Raw genomic sequence first — 17,954 nt, 5'->3', positions numbered from 1 at the left:
GTGTCCGTACGTACGTCCTAGAGGGCGAGGCCCGTCAGGACCAGCACACGCTCGTAGGTGTAGTCGTCCATCGCGTAGCGCACGCCCTCGCGGCCGACGCCGGAGGCCTTGGCGCCGCCGTACGGCATCTGGTCCGCGCGGTACGAGGGGACGTCGCCGACGATCACGCCGCCGACCTCCAGGGCGCGGTGGGCGCGGAAGGCGGTCTGCACGTTGTGCGTGAAGACGCCCGCCTGGAGGCCGTACTTGGAGGAGTTGACGGCCGCGAAGGCCTCGTCCTCGCCGTCCACCTTCTGCACGGTGAGGACCGGTCCGAAGACCTCCTCGCAGGCGAGGGTGGTGTCGGCCGGGACCTCGGTGAGGACGGTCGGGGCGTAGGCGGCGCCGTCGCGCTTGCCGCCCGCGAGCAGCTTGGCGCCGGCCGAGACGGCCTCGTCGACCCAGGACTCCACGCGCTTGGCGGCGTCCTCGCTGACCAGCGGGCCGACGTCGGTGGCGGAGTCGGACGGGTCGCCGGTGACCTGGGCCTCGACGGCCGCGACGATCTTCGGCAGCAGCCGGTCGTACACGGCGGCGTCGGCGATCACGCGCTGCACGGAGATGCAGGACTGGCCGCCCTGGTAGTTGGAGAAGGTGGCGATACGGGTCGCCGCCCAGTCCAGGTCCTCGTCCGAGGCGAAGTCGGCAAGGACGACCGCGGCGCCGTTGCCGCCGAGCTCCAGGGTGCAGTGCTTGCGCGGCACCGAGTCCATGATCGCGTAGCCGACCTTGTCGGAGCCGGTGAAGGAGATGACCGGGAGGCGGTCGTCCTGCACCAGGGCCGGCATCTTGTCGTTGGCGACCGGCAGGACGCTCCACGAGCCGGCGGGCAGCTCGGTCTCGGCGAGCAGCTCACCGAGGATGAGGCCCGAGAGCGGGGTGGCCGGGGCCGGCTTGAGGATGATCGGCGCGCCGACGGCGATGGCCGGGGCGACCTTGTGGGCGCACAGGTTCAGCGGGAAGTTGAACGGCGCGATGCCGAGGACGACGCCCTTGGGGAAGCGGCGGGTGAGGGCGAGACGGCCCTTGCCACCCGCGTCGGTGTCCAGCCGCTGGGCCTCGCCACCGTTGAAGCGCCGGGCCTCCTCGGCCGCGAACCGGAACACGGAGACGGCACGGCCGACCTCGCCGCGGGCCCACTTGATGGGCTTGCCGTTCTCGGCGGAGATGAGCTGGGCGATCTCCTCGGTGCGCTCGGTGAGGCGCTTGGAGACGTGGTCGAGGGCCGCGGCGCGTACGTGCGCGGGGGTCGCGGCGAACTCGTCGACCACGGCGTGCGCGGCGGCGACGGCCTCCTCGACCTGGGCCTCGGTGGGCACGCTCACCTTGCCGACCAGCCGGCCGTCCCAGGGGGAGGTGACGTCGAAGCTGTCCTCACCGGTGGCCTGGCGGCCGGCGAGCCAGAAGGCGTGGGTGGAAGTCATGTCGAATCCCGGCCCTTCCGAGGTAGATGGGGAGATGGATCTGCGCTTGTCCCTCCCACCGTAGGCCGGTCCGGGCGGGTCGGGGTTTGTCCGGGGTGGAGTGATACGCCGCCCGCCCACACCCTTTTGGAGGGGGCGATCACGTGTCCTGGGAAGCCGTTGTCTTCAGGGCCAGCCACAGTTCCATTCGGACGTCCGGGTCGTCCAGGGAGCGGCCCAGGATCTCCTCCACGCGCCGCATCCGGTAGCGGAGCGTGTGGCGGTGCACCCCCAGGTCCGCCGCCGCCGCGTCCCACTGGCCGTGGCGCGACAGCCACGCCCGGAGCGAGGCCACCAGGTCGCCGCGGCCGGTCGCGTCGTGCTCGTAGAGCGCCCGCAGCATCCCGTCGGCGAACGCCCGTACCGCGTCGTCCGCGAGCAGCGGCACCAGCGAGCCCGCCACCAGCTCCTCGTGCTCGACCAGCGGGCGGCCGCGCCGCCGGGCCACCGACAGGGCCTGCTCGGCCTGCTTGTACGCGGACGCCGCCGCTATCGGCCCGGCGGGGGCGGAGAGGCCGATCACCAGTTCGCCACCCTCCTCGGGGGTGAAGGAGACGCACGCGGCCACCGCGTCGCCGCCGTCCGACGCGAGGACCACCAGCCGGTCGCCCTCGGGGACCACCAGGACCGCCTCGCCGGAGCGCGCCGCCGCCGACTCCATCGCCTCGGCGAGCACCCCGAGGTCGGCCGCCTCCCCCTCGGTCTCGGCGATGACGAGCCGGAAGGGGGCGTCGAGGAGGCCGCCGTACAGATCGCCCGCCACCGCCCGGGCGTGGTCCTGCTGCCCGGACAGCAGCATCCGCAGCACCGCCGCGCCCAGGCGCTGCTCGGCCAGTTGGAGGGCCCGCGTCCGCTCCGTGGTGAGGGTCAGCAGCGCGACCGCGGAGTGCACCGCGTACCGCTCGGCCGTACCCAGCGGCGCCCCCGTACCGACCGCCAGCGCCCCGCGCACCCGGCGGCCCGTCCCCAGGGACTGGAGCTCGACGCGGTCGTCGGAGCCGCCGACCACCGCGCTGGCCGGCGCCGCCCGGTCCCGCAGCCGGGCCACGTCGGCGGTGAGCCGGGCCGCCCGCCGCCCCGCCCACTCCGGCCGCACCGCCACCACCGCGCCCGCCGTGTCGTACAGCGCCGCCCAGCCGTCCACGTGCGCCGCGAGCCGGGCGAGCAGGTCGCCGGGGCCCGCGAGCGCGGCCCGGGTCAGTTCGCGCTGGGCCTCGAAGCCCGCCGTCACCGCCCGGTACTGGTCGGCCGAGATCGCCGCCGAGACGGCCTTGGAGATCGCCAGGAACGGGGTGCGGCGCGGCACCTCCAGAAGGGGGAAGTCCTCCTCGCGGGCCGCGTCGAGCAGCGCGTCCGGCACCGTGTCGTAGGTGACGCCGACCGCGAAGCCGAGCCCGACGACCCCGGCGCCCATCAGGCGGCGCACATAGCGCCGCATCGTCTGCGGATCCTCGGCGTCCAGCGTCATCGCGGTGATGAGGAGGAGCTCGCCGCCCTCCATGTACGGGACGGGGTCGGCCAGCTCGCTGACGTGCGCCCAGCGCACCGGCGTGTCCAGCCGGCCCTCGCCCGCGCGCACGGTGAGCTTCAGCGCCGAGTGCTGGACGAGGGAGGCGAGGGTGGGCGGCATGGGGGGCTTCGACGACCTTCGACAGGGGAATGCGCCGTCCCGTATGAAGGGCGCACCCCGATTCTGCCAGGACGGCGGGTTCGCGGCGCTCCCCGCGGCGCCCCCGTGAGCCCTCAGCCCCGTAGGTCCACCAGGAGCGGCGGCGCGTGCTCGCCCCCGACGTCGGTGAGCGAGAGCACCGCGTGCCCGGCGGGCACCTGGTGGGCGAGCTGGGAGGCGGACCAGCGCTCCCGCTCGACCTTGCGCACGGTGACCGCGTCCCGGGTCACCGGCTTGCCCGTGGCCAGCTTGCGCAGCGAGTGCAGCGCCCGGGTCAGCGGCTGGTCGGCGAAGACCGCGTGCTTGGCGACCTCCGTCGTCTCGATCCACTCGGTGCCCCACAGCTGCGCCAGGAGCTGCCCGTCCCAGGTGGTGACCCCGCGGAACGCCATCTGGCAGCCGACCGAGGCGAGCAGCGGGGTGTGCAGCCGCTCGGGCACGTCGGCCAGGGCGCGCAGGGTGAGCACCACCCCGGCGTTGGCCTGCCGCAGCCGTTGCAGCGCCCGGACGGAGCCCGCGGTCACCGCGTGCGTGGCGTCGTCCAGGACCAGACAGGCGAAGAGCGAGCGGTCCTGGCGGCCCATCGCGTTCGTCGTGAACTGGGCGAGCAGCAGCCGGTTCAGCAGCCGCGCCGCCTCCGGGTGCGCCCGCTCGGGCAGGTCGACCCGCACCCGTACGGGGTGTTCCAGGGCGCGCAGCGAGAACGGGCGGCTGTGGCCGGTGGTGTCGAAGAAGGCGGCGAAGGCGGGCCGGTCGAGCGGGGCGAGGCGGTCCGCGAGGACCAGGCCGGGGTCGCCGGGGATGTCGGCCTGCCGGGCGCGCGCGTCCAGCTCGCGGTGGAGCGCGGGGTGCGCCTCGCGGTCGAGGTCGGCGCGCAACGCGTCCAGCGCGTCGCCGGAGCCGTCCAGGAGCTCGCGCAGCCGGGGCACCGAGGGGAAGCGGCCGTAGGCCGCCCGGTAGGGGCCGAGCAGTTGGGCGAGCGCTGTCGCGGCCCGCCGGACGTCGGCCTCGGGCAGGTCACCGGCGCAGCCCTCGGCGAGCAGGGCGGCGGCCTCGTCGGGGTCGACGGTGCCGCCGTAGAGGTCCAGGTCGTACTCGGAGGCCGGGTCGCCGGGCCGCACGATCACGTCGTACGCCTCGTCCGCGCCCAGCGGGGTGCCCGCGGCGCCGACGGCGACCACCGCGGCCTGCCCGGCCAGCGCCTGGAGCGCCAGCGACTCCACCACGGGCCGCACCAGCCGGCCGGTCTTGCCCGCGCCGGAGGGGCCGAGGGCGAGCAGCGAGGTGCCGAGCGCCGCCGGGTCGACGGCCGCGCCCGCGCCCCGGCGGGCGGGCGGGTTGTTCTCCAGGTCGGCGAACCGGCCGATCCGCACCTGGGAGGTGAGCAGGTCGTGGGTGGCGGCGCGGGCGGGCAGGTCGCGGTCGCCGGAGGGGTGCAGACAGGCGCGCGCGCCGTCGCGCAGCACCGCGTCGGTGAAGGCGGGGAGCCGGGCGGGGTCGGCGACGACCGAGGTCCAGGCGCGCCGGATACGGGCGCAGTCCACGTCGTTCATCCGGCCGCTCTCCGCGTCGGTGGCCAGCCGGTCGGCGGCCGCGTGCTGCCCGGCCTCGCGCAGCTGGGGCCAGTCGGCGGGGCTGGGCCACCGGCCCGCAGACGAAGACCGGGCCGCTATGTCCGCCACGGACAACGACACACCCCCACCACTCCCTAACGGCGCATGCCCGCACCACCCCGCGACCCCTAGCCTGCGAAGAAAGCCAAGGAAGCGTCCAAAACCCCCGCGTCCGAAGACGCAGATCCCCCAGGAGCCCTCATGACCGCGATCCCGCAGGAGCGCCGCATCGTCACCGCGATCCCCGGCCCCAAGTCGCAGGAGCTGCAGGCCCGTCGCCTGGCCGCGGTCGCGGCCGGCGTGGGCTCCACCCTGCCCGTCTTCACCGCGCGCGCGGGCGGCGGCATCATCGAGGACGTCGACGGCAACCGTCTGATCGACTTCGGTTCCGGCATCGCCGTCACCAGCGTCGGCGCCTCCGCCGAGGCGGTCGTGCGCCGCGCCTCCGCGCAGCTCGCGGACTTCACCCACACCTGCTTCATGGTCACGCCGTACGAGGGCTACGTCGAGGTCGCCGAGGCCCTCGCCGAGCTCACCCCGGGCGACCACGCCAAGAAGTCCGCCCTGTTCAACAGCGGTGCCGAGGCCGTCGAGAACGCCGTCAAGATCGCCCGTGCGTACACCAAGCGCCAGGCCGTCGTCGTCTTCGACCACGGCTACCACGGCCGTACCAACCTGACGATGGCGCTGACCGCCAAGAACATGCCGTACAAGAACGGCTTCGGCCCGTTCGCGCCCGAGGTCTACCGCGTCCCGGTCGCCTACGGCTACCGCTGGCCGACCGGCGCCGAGAACTGCGGCCCCGAGGCCGCCGCCCAGGCGATCGACAACATCACCAAGCAGATCGGCGCCGACAACGTCGCCGCGATCATCATCGAGCCGGTCCTCGGCGAGGGCGGCTTCATCGAGCCCGCCAAGGGCTTCCTGCCCGCGATCGCGCAGTTCGCCAAGGACAACGGGATCGTCTTCGTCGCCGACGAGATCCAGTCCGGCTTCTGCCGCACCGGCCAGTGGTTCGCCTGTGAGGACGAGGGCATCGTCCCGGACCTGATCACCACCGCCAAGGGCATCGCGGGCGGTCTGCCGCTCTCCGCCGTGACCGGCCGCGCCGAGATCATGGACGCCGCGCACGCGGGCGGCCTCGGCGGCACCTACGGCGGCAACCCGGTGGCCTGCGCCGGCGCCCTCGGTGCGATCGAGACCATGAAGGAGCTCGACCTCAACGGCAAGGCCAAGCGCATCGAGGAGGTCATGAAGGGCCGCCTGTCCGCCATGGCCGAGAAGTTCGACATCATCGGCGACATCCGCGGCCGCGGCGCCATGATCGCCATCGAGCTCGTCCAGGACCGCGCCACCAAGGAGCCGCACGCGGCCGCCGCCGCGGCGCTCGCCAAGGCCTGCCACGCGGAGGGCCTGCTGGTCCTGACCTGCGGCACCTACGGCAACGTTCTGCGCTTCCTGCCGCCGCTGGTCATCGGCGAGGACCTGCTGAACGAGGGCCTCGACATCATCGAGCAGGCCTTCACCGCGCTCTGATCAGCGGGCCTGTCACAGGGCTGATCACAGGCCCCGTCGCGGGCCTGATCACAGGGCGGGACCCCGGCCTGTGAAGAACGTGTGGGGGGCCGATGGCGGGATGGGAATCCGGCTGTCGGTCCCCCTCTCGCTGCCGTACGGTTTCTGCAGATGAGAGAAACACCTCGCCCGCAGGTGACTGCGGGCGGCTCCAGGGCGGCGCGTCCCCAGCCTCGTTCTGGTCGTGCCCTGGCGCACACCGCCGGCGCTTCTGGCTCCGGAACTCCTCACCGATCGGATGGCTGTGCGCCCCACACCCCCCGGGGCGCACGGCACACCGGTCACGGCGGCCGCCCCGGAACCTCCCCCCCTGTTCCGGGGCGGCCGGCTTTCCTCTTCGCCGCCCTCGCGGCGCTCTTCTCCCTGCTGACCTGGCAGGTCGTCGCCGACGGCCCGTTGCGCCGCCTCGACGAGCGGGTGGACGGCCATCTGGCGGGCCGCGGCCCCCAGGGCCTGGCCGAGATCCTGGCCGACCTGGGCTCCATGCCCGTCGCCCTGCCGGTGCTCGCACTCGCCCTCGGGTACGCGGTGTGGCGCGGCGCGCGTCTGGACGCGCTGGTCACGGCCGCCGCCATGGCCCTGGTCCCGGCGCTCGTCGTACCGCTGAAGATCTGGACCGACCGCGCGGGCCCGCTCACCGCGGACACCGGCTACTACCCGTCCGGCCACACGGCGACCGCGATGGTGGCGTACGGCGGCGCGGCCCTGCTGCTCGCCCGGTACACCGCCCCGCGCCGGGCATGGGTGATGCCCGCCGCCGCGGGCGTACTCACCGCGGCGACGGGCACCGGTCTGGTGCTGCACGGCTACCACTGGCCCCTGGACGTGCTGGCGAGCGGCTGTCTGTGCGGGATGCTCCTGCTGCTCAGCTCCATGGGTATGCGTCGAAGTTCTTCGAGAACTCCCCGCCGTTGAACCGGTCCCAGTTGACGGACCAGGTCATCAGACCGCGCAGCCCCGGCCAGCTCCCATGGGTCTGGTACGCGCCGCAGTTCGCCTTCTTGGTCAGGCAGTCCAGCGCCTTGGTGACCTCGGCGGGGGCGGTGTGGCCGTTGCCCGCGTTGGTGGACGCCGGGAGGCCGATGGCCACCTGGTCGGGGCGGAGCGCCGGGAACATCCGGTTGGTGTCGCCCGCCACCGGGAAGCCGGTGAGCAGCATGTCGGTCATGGCGATGTGGAAGTCCGCGCCGCCCATCGAGTGGTACTGGTTGTCCAGGCCCATGACCGGGCCCGAGTTGTAGTCCTGGACGTGCAGCAGGGTCAGCTCGTCGCGCAGGGCGTGGATCACCGGCAGATAGGCGCCGCAGCGCGGGTCCTGGCCGCCCCAGGGCCCCGACCCGTAGTACTGGTAGCCCAGTTGCACGAAGAACGTCTCCGGGGCCATCGACAGCACGAACTTCGCGCCGTACTTCGCCTTGAGGGTCTTCAGCGCCGATATCAGGTTCACGACGACCGGCGTGGTCGGGTTGCGGAAGTCCGTGTCGCCGGTGTTCAGCGTGAGCGAGTGGCCCTCGAAGTCGACGTCCAGGCCGTCGAGTCCGTACTCGTCGATGATCTTCGAGACGGACGAGACGAAGGTGTCGCGGGCGGCCGTGGTGGCGAGCTGGACCTGGCCGTTCTGGCCGCCGATGGAGATCAGGACCTTCTTGCCCGCGGCCTGCTTGGCCTTGACGGCCGCCTTGAAGTCGGCGGCCGACTCCACCCCCGGGCACTCGCTCACCGGGCAGAGGCCGAACCGGATGTCGCCGGAGGTGACGGAGGTCGGCTCGCCGAAGGCCAGGTCGATGACGTCCCAGGAGTCGGGGACGTCGGCCATCCGGGTGTAGCCGGAGCCGTTGGCGAAGCTGGTGTGCAGATAGCCGACGAGCGCGTGGGTGGGCAGACCGCCGCCCGGGTTCCCTCCTCCGCCGCTGGTGGTGGAGGCGGTCACGGCGGCGGACTTCGGGGACTCGCCGGCCGTGTTGGTGGCGGTGACCTGGAAGGTGTACGCGGTGGAGGCGGTCAGCCCCGTCACGGTGGCCGAAGTCCCGCTCACCGAGAGGGCTTTGGCGCCGCCCTGGTAGACGGTGTAGCCGGTGGCGCCGGGGACGGCGGCCCAGCTCAGGGCGATGCTGGAGGAGGTCGCGGAGCCCGCGGTCAGACCGGTGGGGGCGGCCGGGAGCTGGACGGGGCCGCCGCCGGGGCCGAGCAGGCTGACGTCGTCGGCGTAGTAGGCGCCGGTGCCGTACCAGCCGTGCGTGAAGAGGGTCACCGAGGTGGTGCCGGCGCCGGTCTTGAAGGTGGTGGTCAGCTGCTGCCAGGACGGGGCGGACTGGGTCCAGGTGCTGACGTCGGTGGTGCCGGTGCCGGAGGCGCCCAGATAGACATAGCCGCCCTGCACCCACGAGCTCAGGGTGTACGTGGAGTCGGGCTTGACCGTGACGGTCTGGGAGCACTGGGCGTTGTCGCTCCCGGCCGGGGTGGCCTTGAGGGCCTTGGCTCCGCCGTGCACGGGCGAGGTGACCACCGTGCCGCTGCCGGCCGTACAGCTCCAGCCGTCGAGCGCGGCCTCGAAGCCGCCGTTGCGGGCCAGTTCGGTGTCGGCGGCGCGGGCGGTCTGCGCGGAGGCGACCAGGGCGCCCGCGGCGAGGACGGCCGCCGTGAGGGCGGCGAGGAGTCTGGGGGGGCTGGAGGTGCTGGCAAGGCGTCCGGTGCGGTCCACAACGTCCTCCGGGCATGGGGGGGATCGGTTCCGGGAATGGCGGGGATGACGAGGCCGAGCCGCCCGCCACAATGTGGTCCAGACCAATCGGGTTGTCAAGACCTCTGGCAGTACCCCGCTGCCTCCGGTGGAACTCCGCTCAGTCCCGCCCCTCCCGTGCGATCCGGGCCGCCGCCTCGTGCATCGCGAGTTCGAGCAGCGCCGGATCGGTGAGGGTGCCCGAGCCGTCGGGCGGGACGAGCCAGCGCACCCCGCCGCTGACCCGGCCCGGGTAGGGGACCACGATCCAGGTCCCCTGACCGGCCCCGCGCACCCCGGTGCCCAGCCAGCGCGCGGCCGTGCCCGGGGGCACGAAGAACCCCAGGCGCGCGTCGCCGAAGTCGGCGAGGACGGGGCCCGGCCGGTCGACGAGCCGGAGCAGGACGTCGAGTGCGGGGTGCCCCAGTTCGCCCGGCAGGATCAGTACGTCCCAGCGCCTGCCGGCGGGAAGCAGCGCGACCCCGAGGGGGTTGCGCTCCCACTCCCACCGGCAGGCGTCGGGATCCGGCGCCACCGACGCCAGCCATTCCACCGCTGTCTTCGGCCCCGAGCCGTTCATCCCCGGTCTTCCTTCCGTGAGCGCGCAATGGTGCGGTCACCAGGGGAGAGCGGGGTGGGGCCGGGCTATGACGCGGGTTTCGCTACTTGACGGTAGTGAACCGGGGCGCACCAAGATCACGGGTTGTGCGCCCCCCGCGCGTACGGGAGCGAAATGATCTGGTTGAACGTGCGACGGTCAGCTGTCGAAGCCCAGGCCCGCCCTGTCCATCGCCTTCAGCCACAGGTTGCGGCGGCCGCCGTTCGCGTCGGCCCGGGCCAGGGCCCACTTGGTGATGCCGATGCCCGCCCAGGCGACCGGCTCCGGCGGGAAGGGCAGCGGCTTCTTGCGGACCATCTCCAGCTCGGTGCGCTCGGTACGCTCCCCCGCCAGCAGGTCGAGCATCACGTCCCCGCCGAAGCGGGTCGCGCCGACGCCGAGGCCGGTGTACCCGGCGGCGTACGCGACCTTGCCGCCGTGGGCCGTTCCGAAGAACGCCGAGAAGCGCGAGCAGGTGTCGATCGCCCCGCCCCAGGCATGGCTGAAACGCAACCCCTCCAACTGCGGGAAGCAGTCGAAGAAGTGCTCGGCCAGCTTGAGGTAGGTCGCGGGCCGGTCGTCGTACTCGGCCCGCACCTTCCCGCCGTACTTGTAGATCGCGTCGTAGCCGCCCCACAGGACGCGGTGGTCGGCGGTGATCCGGAAGTAGTGGAACTGGTTGGCCGAGTCGCCCAGGCCCTGGCGGTTCTTCCAGCCGATCGAGGCCAGCTGCTCGGCGCTGAGCGGCTCGGTCATCAGCGCGTAGTCGTACACCGGGACGGTGTAGGCGCGCACGCGCTTGACCAGCGACGGGAACACATTGGTGCCGAGCGCGACCCGGCGGGCGAGGATCCGCCCGTACGGGGTGCGCACCGCCATGCCCGGTCCGGCCGCGACCAGATCGAGGCCGGGGGTGTGTTCGTAGATCCGTACGCCGAGTTCCAGACAGGCGCGCTTGAGGCCCCAGGCGAGCTTGGCGGGGTGGAGCATCGCGACGCCGCGCCGGTCCCAGAGGCCGCCGAGGAAGGTCGGCGAGTGGACCTCGGCCCGCATCGCGTCCTGGTCGAGCAGTTCGAGGCCCTCGAAGCCGAGGTCCACCGCCTCCTCGTACATCTCGTGCAGCTCGTCGAGCTGGTGCGGCTCGGTGGCCACGTCGATCTCGCCGGTGCGCTCGAAGTCGCAGTCCAGCGAGTAGCGGGCGACGGCCGCCTCGATGGCGTCGAGGTTGGCCGCGCCCAGCTTCTCCAGGCGGGGCAGCTCGTCCGGCCAGCGGGCCAGGCCGTTGCCCAGGCCGTGGGTGAGGGAGGCGGCGCAGAAGCCGCCGTTGCGGCCCGAGGCCGCCCAGCCGATCTCCTTGCCCTCGATGAGGACCACATCGCGCCCGGGGTCGCGCTCCTTGGCCAGGAGCGCGGTCCACAGTCCGCTGTAGCCGCCGCCGACGACGAGCAGGTCGCACCGCTCGTCGCCCGCGAGGGCGGGGTGGGCGCCGGGCCTGCCCGGGTCCTCCAGCCAGAAGGGGACGGGCTGGGCGTCCGTCAGTGAATGGGCTGCCGCACTGCGCATGGCTCGGGTGACGGCCATGACTTCCAACTCCCTCAAAGGGTTCGGGTCAGTTGTTGCTCAGGCTTTGGCACTCTTGTCGCGCCGGTTCGCGACGAGCTGGCCGGCGACGACCACCACCACGGCGATGACGAACATCGCCGTACCGATGACATTGATCTGAACGGGTGTGCCCCGCTGCGCCGATCCCCAGACGAACATGGGAAACGTCACGGTGGAGCCCGCGTTGAAGTTGGTGATGATGAAGTCGTCGAAGGAGAGCGCGAAGGCGAGCAGCGCGCCCGCGACGATTCCGGGGGCCGCGATCGGCAGGGTGACCCGTACGAACGTCTGGACCGGTCCCGCGTACAGATCGCGCGCCGCTTCCTCCAGGCGCGGGTCCATCGACATCACCCGCGCCTTCACCGCCGTCACCACGAAGCTCAGACAGAACATGATGTGGGCGATCAGGATGGTCCAGAAGCCGAGCTGCGCGCCCAGGTTGAGGAAGAGCGTGAGCAGCGAGGCGGCCATGACGACCTCGGGCATCGCCATCGGCAGGAAGATCAGCGAGTTGATCGCGCCGCGCGCCCGGAAGCGGTAGCGCACCAGCGCGAAGGCGATCATCGTGCCGAGCACGGTCGCGCCGACCGTCGCCCAGGTGGCGATCTGGAGCGAGAGCGAGAGCGAGCCGCACATGTCGGCGACGCCGCACGGGTCCTGCCAGGCGTCGGTGGAGAACCGCTGCCAGGAGTAGTTGAAGCGCCCGTTCGGCTTGTTGAACGAGAACACCATCACGACGACGTTCGGCAGGATCAGGTACGCGAGGGTCGCGAGCCCCGCGATGACGATGACATTGCGTCGGAGCCAGCGCATCAGACCAGGTCCTCCGTCCCGGCTCGGCGGATGTAGACGGTGACCATGACCAGGACGATCGCCATCAGGATGAAGGAGAGGGCGGCGGCCGTCGGATAGTCCAGGACCCGCAGGAACTGCGACTGGATCACGTTGCCGACCATCTTCTGGTCGGTGGAGCCGAGCAGTTCGGCGTTGACGTAGTCGCCGCTCGCCGGGATGAAGGTGAGCAGCGTGCCCGAGACGACTCCCGGCATGGAGAGCGGGAAGGTCACCTTGCGGAAGGTGGTCGCGGGCGTCGCGTAGAGATCGCCGGCCGCCTCGTGCAGCCGGGAGTCGATCCGCTCCAGCGAGGTGTACAGCGGCAGGATCATGAACGGCAGGAAGTTGTACGTGAGACCGCAGACCACCGCCATCGGGGTGGCGAGCACCCGGTCGCCCTCGGTGAAGCCCAGCCAGCTCGTCACGTCCAGCACATGCAGCGAGTTCAGCGTGTGCACCACCGGGCCGCCGTCCGCCAGGATCGTCTTCCAGGCCAGCGTGCGGATCAGGAAGCTGGTGAAGAACGGCGCGATGACGAGCACCAGGATCACATTGCGCCAGCGCCCCGCCTTGAAGGCGATCAGATACGCCAGCGGATAGCCGAGCAGCAGACACAGCACGGTCGCCGTACCCGCGTACAGCAGGGAGCGCACGAACTGCGGGTAGTACTCCTTGAAGGCGTCCCAGTAGGTCTGGAAGTGCCAGGTGACCTCGTAGCCCTTCTCCAGGGAGCCGGTCTGCACCGAGGTGGAGGCCTGGTAGACCATCGGCAGCGCGAAGAAGACGATCAGCCACAGGAGGCCGGGCACCAGCAGCCAGTAGGGCACCAGGCGCTTGCGCACCGACGCCTTGCGTACGGGGAGGTCGGCGGCCGGGGGCGCCTCGGTCACGGCGCTCACGCGGCGTCCTCGACCTTCTCCACGCCCGCGTCGATCGCCTGCGCCGCGTCCAGGCCGAAGGTGTGCGCCGGGTTCCAGTGCAGGACGACCTCGGCGCCGGGCACCAGGCGGGTGTCGCGCTCGATGTTCTGCTCGTAGACCGCGAGCCCCCGGCCCGCCGGGGAGTCGATGAGGTACTGGGTGGAGACGCCGATGAACGAGGAGTCGACGATGCGTCCGGGGACCCGGTTGCGGCCCTCCGCTATCGAGCCCTCGTCGTCCCGGTGGGCGAGGGAGATCTTCTCCGGGCGCACGCCCACCAGCACTTTGCCGCCGCCGGTGGCCGGCGCCGAACATCGTCCGCCGGGCAGCCGCAGCTTGGCGCCGCCCGCGCTGACCAGGACGTCCTCGCCGCTCTTCTCGACGACCTCGGCCTCGATGAGGTTGGAGGTGCCGAGGAAGTTCGCCACGAACGTGGTCCTCGGGTTCTCGTAGAGGTCGGCTGGGGCGCCGAGCTGCTCGACGCGGCCGCCGTTCATCACCGCGACCGTGTCGGCCATGGTCATGGCCTCCTCCTGGTCGTGGGTGACGTGGATGAAGGTGATGCCGACCTCGGTCTGGATGCGCTTGAGCTCCAGCTGCATCTGGCGGCGCAGCTTGAGGTCGAGGGCGCCGAGCGGCTCGTCGAGGAGCAGCACCTGCGGGTGGTTGATCAGCGCGCGGGCGACCGCCACGCGCTGCTGCTGGCCGCCGGAGAGCTGGTGCGGCTTGCGCCCCGCGAAGTCGCCGAGCTGGACGAGCTCCAGCATGTCGTCGACCTGCTTCTTCACCGACTTGATGCCCCGGCGGCGCAGCCCGAAGGCGACGTTCTCGGAGACGTTCAGGTGCGGGAAGAGCGCGTACGACTGGAAGACGGTGTTCACCGGCCGCTTGTAGGGCGGCAGGGCGGTGACGTCCTTGTCGCCGAGGAAGACGGTCCCGGTGGTGGGCTCCTCCAGTCCGGCGATCATGCGCAGGGTGGTGGTCTTGCCGCACCCGGAGGCGCCGAGGAGGGCGAAGAACGAGCCCTGCGGGACGGTCAGTTCGAGCGGATGGACGGCGGTGAAGGAGCCGTACGTCTTGCTGATCCCGGTGAGGCGGACGTCGCCGCCGTCGTTCTTGTCGTCAGTCATGGGTTGCGATCCCAGGGGTGGAGAGGGGCGAGGGGAGGGGATTGAGGGGTCAGGCGCCGATGAGCTTGGCGAACTTCTCCTCGTACTTGGTCTCCTCCTCGCTGCTGAGCGAGCGGAAGGAGTGCGCCTTGGCGGCCATGGCCTTGTCGGGCAGGATCAGCGTGTTCTCGGCCAGTTCGGGGTCGATCCGGGTGAGCTCCTCGCGCACGCCGTCGACCGGGCACACGTAGTTGATGTACGCGGCGAGCTTGGCCGCGACCGGCGGCTCGTAGTAGTAGTCGATCAGCCGCTCGGCGTTGGACTGGTGCCGGGCCCTCGCGGGGATCAGCAGGTTGTCGCTGGAGAGCATGTATCCGGCCGCCGGGATCGCGTACTTGATGTCCGGGTTGTCGGTGCGCAGCTGGGTGACGTCGCCACCCCAGGCCACACACGCGGCGAGGTCGCCCTTGTCGAGGTCGCCGGTGTAGTCGTTGCCGGTGAAGCGCCGGATCTGCTTCTTGTCGACGCCCTTCTGGAGCCGCCCGATCGCCGCGTCGAAGTCGGCGTCGGTGAACTTCGTCGGGTCCTTGCCCATGTCGAGCAGGGTCATGCCGACGGTGTCGCGCATCTCGGTGAGGAAGCCCACCCGGCCCTTGAGGGTGGGGTCGTCGAGCAGCTGGGTGACGGAGTCGACGGTCTTGCCGCCGGTCGCCTTGGAGTTGTACGCGATGACGGCCGGGATGCCGGTCCACGGGTACGAGTAGGCCCGGCCCGGGTCCCAGTCGGGGGTGCGGAAGGGGGCCGAGAGGTTGGCGTAGGCGTGCGGCAGTTTCGAGGCGTCGAGCTTCTGCGCCCAGCCGAACCGGATGAGCCGCCCGGCCAGCCAGTCGGTGACGACGATGATGTCCCGGCCGATGTCCTGCCCGGCCGCGAGCTGCGGCTTGATCTTGCCGAAGAACTCGACGTTGTCGTTGATGTCCTCGGTGTACTTGACCTGGATGCCGGTCCGCCGGGTGAAGTCGTCCAGGGTCGGCCGGTGCTTCTTGTCGTCGCTGACGTCCATGTACTCGGTCCAGTTGGAGAAGTTGATCACCTTCTCCTCGGCCGAGTGGTCCGTCGACGCCGGGGCCTGGCCGCCCGCCTTCTTGGCGGCCGGGATCCCGCAGCCGGCGAGGCCGGCGAGGCCGCCGACGGCGAGCGCGCCGAAACCGGTGGCGCGCATCAGCGAACGGCGGGTCAGGGCGCCCCGGCCGCTGGTCAGGCTGCGCTGTATGGCGGCCAGTTGGGCCCCGGACAGGCGGTCCGGCTCGTACTGCTCCATGCGCTGTGTGCCCTTTCGGGTGGAGGTGGCGGCCGCTGGTCGGACGGCCGCCACGCGGCGGAGCCGCTGATCGGATGCTTTATCGGTCCCCGAAGATCGTGCGGTGCCAGTCCTTCGCGGCGACCGCCGTGTTGTCATACATCACATGCTTGACCTGCGTGTACTCCTCGAACGAGTACGCCGACATGTCCTTTCCGTAGCCGCTCGCCTTATAGCCGCCGTGCGGCATCTCGCTGATGATCGGAATGTGGTCGTTGACCCAGACGCACCCGGCCTTGATCTCCCGGGTGGCACGGCCCGTCCGGTAGACGTCCCGGCTCCACGCGGAGGCGGCGAGACCGTACGGGGTGTCGTTGGCGAGCCGGATGCCCTCCTCGTCGGAGTCGAAGGGCAGCACGGCGAGCACCGGCCCGAAGATCTCGGACTGGACGACCTCACTGCCCTGCGGCGCGTCGGCGACGAGCGTCGGCAGGTAGAAGGCGCCCTCCCCCTTCGGGGCCGCGCCACCGGTGACGATCCGGGCGTAGGAGCGGGCGCGCTCCACGAACCCGGCGACGCGGTCGCGGTGGACGTGGCTGATCAGCGGGCCCAGATCGGTGGCGGGGTCGAAGGGGTCGCCGACCCGGACGGTCGCCATCAGATCGGCGACCCCGGCCACGAAGGCGTCGTACAACGGCCGCTGTACGTACGCGCGCGTGGCGGCGGTGCAGTCCTGGCCGGAGTTGATGAGGGAGGCGGCGACCGCGCCGTGGACGGCGGCCTCCAGGTCGGCGTCGTCGAAGACGACGAACGGCGCCTTGCCGCCGAGCTCCAGATGGGTCCGCTTGACGGTCGCGGTGGCGATCTCGGCGACGCGCTTGCCGACGGCGGTGGACCCGGTGAAGGAGGTCATGACGACGTCGGGGTGGCCCACGAGGTGCTCGCCGGCGTCCCGCCCGGCTCCCGAGACGATGTTGAGGACCCCGTCCGGAATCCCGGCGGCGGTCGCGGCCTCGGCGAACAGCAACGAGGTCAGCGGGGTGATCTCGGCGGGCTTGAGGACGATGGTGTTGCCTGCGGCGATCGCCGGGAGGACCTTCCAGGCGGCCATCTGGAGCGGGTAGTTCCAGGGCGCGATGGAGCCGACGACGCCGATGGCCTCGCGGCGGACGTACGAGGTGTGGTCGCCCGAGTACTCCCCGGCGGACTGCCCCTGGAGATGGCGGGCGGCGCCGGCGAAGAACGCGGTGTTGTCGACGGTCCCCGGGACGTCGAACTCCCGGCTGAGCTTGATCGGCTTGCCGCACTGGAGGGACTCGGCCTGCGCGAACTCCTCCGCGCGGTCGGCGAGGACGGCGGCGAAGCGGTGCAGGGCGTCGGAGCGTTCGGCGGGGGTGGCGCCGGACCAGCCCGGGAACGCGTCCTTCGCGGCCGCGACGGCGGCGTCCACGTCGCCTGCGCCGGCCAGCTCGTACGTGTACACCCCCTGCCCCGTGGCAGGGTCGACGACGTCCTGCTTGCGCCCGGAGGTGCCGGGCGCGAGGCGCCCGCCGATGTACTGGGCGCCGCCTTCGAAACGGTCCTGCGCCGGGAAGCGACTGCTGTTGCTGTTGCCCATCTCGCTCACGGTCTCCGTAGCTCCAGCTCGATTTGAGTGCCGATCCTGACAGAGCGGCATCTGACCAACAAGTGATTCCGTTGTTGCCTTTTGGTTACGCGACGAAATCTGTCGACCATGTGTCGGGTCAGGCCGTAAATACCCGTACGGAGTGTCAGTGGCGGATGCCAGACTCGCGTGTATGGAGAAGATCGACAATTTGATCGCGCAGGTCAAGGATGGTGAAAGGGTCGAGTTCCTGCACTTCTGGGGCCATGCGCCCCGCCGTGACGGGACACTCGGACCGAGCTGTTTCAGCCAGTGGTGGCCGTCGCCGTTCACGGTGGACGGAGTGGAGTACGCGACGGCCGAGCACTGGATGATGGCGTCCAAGGCCCGCCTGTTCGCCGACCCGGAGGCGGAGCGGGCCGCCCTCACGGCCAGCACCCCGGCCGAGGCGAAGAACGCGGGCCGACTGGTCCGCGGCTTCGACGAGGAGGTGTGGAGGCGGGAGCGGTACGGGATCGTGGTGACCGGAAGCGTCCACAAGTTCGGCGGGTCCACCGCGCTCAGGACCTACCTGCTCTCCACAGGCACCCGCGTCCTGGTGGAGGCGAGCCCCCTGGACCGCATCTGGGGCATAGGCCTCGCGGCGGACGCCCCCGAGGCATCGGACCCGGCGAACTGGCGCGGCCAGAACCTCCTGGGCTTCGCGCTGATGGAAACACGCGAACGCCTACGAACCGGCTAACGGGTTGCCGGGCCCCTCCGGGGGCGTGTTCTTTACCCGAGGGCCGGTGGGGGCCCGCCCCTCCGGGGGGCGTGGTTTTAACTGCAGGCCGGTGGGGGCTGGTCGCGCAGTTCCCCGCGAGGCCCTCCGGGGGAGGCGGGTCTTTGACTGCGGGCCGGTGGGGGC

At 71.7% G+C, this 17,954-nt stretch carries 13 protein-coding genes and 1 pseudogene; 3 read left to right on the top strand and 11 right to left on the bottom strand.

Annotated elements, in window-relative coordinates:
- Positions 1 to 17: 17 nt before the first annotated feature.
- The 3 genes and pseudogenes from A8W25_RS24150 to A8W25_RS24140 all read right to left on the bottom strand — a co-directional run.
- Entirely contained in the window at positions 18 to 1,463 is a 1,446-nt protein-coding gene (locus A8W25_RS24150; protein ID WP_067164884.1) for an aldehyde dehydrogenase family protein, read from the bottom strand.
- A gap of 139 nt (positions 1,464 to 1,602) precedes the next feature.
- Positions 1,603 to 3,132, bottom strand: a complete 1,530-nt coding sequence (locus tag A8W25_RS24145; protein WP_067164882.1) for a PucR family transcriptional regulator — start codon at positions 3,130 to 3,132, stop codon at positions 1,603 to 1,605.
- A gap of 113 nt (positions 3,133 to 3,245) precedes the next feature.
- Positions 3,246 to 4,844, bottom strand: a pseudogene (locus A8W25_RS24140) (ATP/GTP-binding protein); the annotation flags it as partial.
- A gap of 141 nt (positions 4,845 to 4,985) precedes the next feature.
- On the opposite strand from A8W25_RS24140, the gene gabT reads away from it, so the two are divergent.
- Together gabT and A8W25_RS35620 are read left to right on the top strand one after the other, a co-directional pair.
- Positions 4,986 to 6,320, top strand: coding sequence for a 4-aminobutyrate--2-oxoglutarate transaminase (gabT, locus tag A8W25_RS24135; protein WP_067164877.1), 1,335 nt, complete (start codon positions 4,986 to 4,988; stop codon positions 6,318 to 6,320).
- Positions 6,321 to 6,755: 435 nt separating this feature from the next.
- Positions 6,756 to 7,274 (top strand): phosphatase PAP2 family protein, encoded by a 519-nt coding sequence (locus A8W25_RS35620; RefSeq protein WP_324616300.1) that lies wholly within the window; start codon positions 6,756 to 6,758, stop codon positions 7,272 to 7,274.
- Here A8W25_RS35620 and A8W25_RS24125 read toward each other — a convergent pair.
- The 8 genes from A8W25_RS24125 to A8W25_RS24090 all read right to left on the bottom strand — a co-directional run bounded on the left by A8W25_RS24125 (position 7,225) and on the right by A8W25_RS24090 (position 17,059).
- Positions 7,225 to 9,060, bottom strand: coding sequence for a chitinase (locus A8W25_RS24125; protein WP_067164874.1), 1,836 nt, complete (start codon positions 9,058 to 9,060; stop codon positions 7,225 to 7,227). The genes A8W25_RS35620 and A8W25_RS24125 overlap by 50 nt on opposite strands.
- 139 nt (positions 9,061 to 9,199) lie before the next feature.
- Positions 9,200 to 9,658 carry a hypothetical protein gene (locus A8W25_RS24120; protein ID WP_067164871.1) on the bottom strand — a complete coding sequence of 153 codons (459 nt, stop codon included), beginning with the start codon at positions 9,656 to 9,658 and terminating at the stop codon, positions 9,200 to 9,202.
- 177 nt (positions 9,659 to 9,835) lie between these two features.
- Entirely contained in the window at positions 9,836 to 11,257 is a 1,422-nt protein-coding gene (locus tag A8W25_RS24115; RefSeq protein ID WP_067164870.1) for an NAD(P)/FAD-dependent oxidoreductase, read from the bottom strand.
- Positions 11,258 to 11,296: 39 nt separating this feature from the next.
- Complete coding sequence (locus A8W25_RS24110) at positions 11,297 to 12,091, bottom strand: ABC transporter permease (RefSeq protein ID WP_067164867.1); 795 nt, start codon at positions 12,089 to 12,091, stop codon at positions 11,297 to 11,299.
- Positions 12,091 to 13,011: an ABC transporter permease gene (locus A8W25_RS24105; protein WP_067164864.1), complete on the bottom strand. Its 921-nt coding sequence runs from the start codon at positions 13,009 to 13,011 to the stop codon at positions 12,091 to 12,093. The genes A8W25_RS24110 and A8W25_RS24105 overlap by 1 nt, the downstream gene beginning before the upstream one ends.
- Positions 13,008 to 14,162 (bottom strand): ABC transporter ATP-binding protein, encoded by a 1,155-nt coding sequence (locus tag A8W25_RS24100; RefSeq protein WP_067164861.1) that lies wholly within the window; start codon positions 14,160 to 14,162, stop codon positions 13,008 to 13,010. The genes A8W25_RS24105 and A8W25_RS24100 overlap by 4 nt, the downstream gene beginning before the upstream one ends.
- Positions 14,163 to 14,211: 49 nt before the next feature.
- Positions 14,212 to 15,462 (bottom strand): polyamine ABC transporter substrate-binding protein, encoded by a 1,251-nt coding sequence (locus A8W25_RS24095; protein ID WP_067164859.1) that lies wholly within the window; start codon positions 15,460 to 15,462, stop codon positions 14,212 to 14,214.
- Positions 15,463 to 15,541: 79 nt separating this feature from the next.
- On the bottom strand, positions 15,542 to 17,059 hold the full coding sequence (locus A8W25_RS24090) for a gamma-aminobutyraldehyde dehydrogenase (RefSeq protein WP_067164856.1): 1,518 nt from the start codon (positions 17,057 to 17,059) through the stop codon (positions 15,542 to 15,544).
- A gap of 181 nt (positions 17,060 to 17,240) precedes the next feature.
- Between A8W25_RS24090 and A8W25_RS24085 the strand changes: the two genes are divergently transcribed.
- The gene (locus A8W25_RS24085; RefSeq protein WP_067164846.1) at positions 17,241 to 17,789 is read left to right on the top strand and encodes an NADAR family protein; all 549 of its coding nucleotides are present in this window, start codon (positions 17,241 to 17,243) and stop codon (positions 17,787 to 17,789) included.
- The last annotated feature ends 165 nt before the right edge of the window (positions 17,790 to 17,954 follow it).

The organism is Streptomyces sp. ERV7 (assembly GCF_001653515.1).
Lineage (GTDB): Bacteria > Actinomycetota > Actinomycetes > Streptomycetales > Streptomycetaceae > Streptomyces.
The sequence above is the reverse complement of the archived record's forward strand: the minus strand, read 5'-3'. Positions and strand labels throughout refer to the sequence as shown.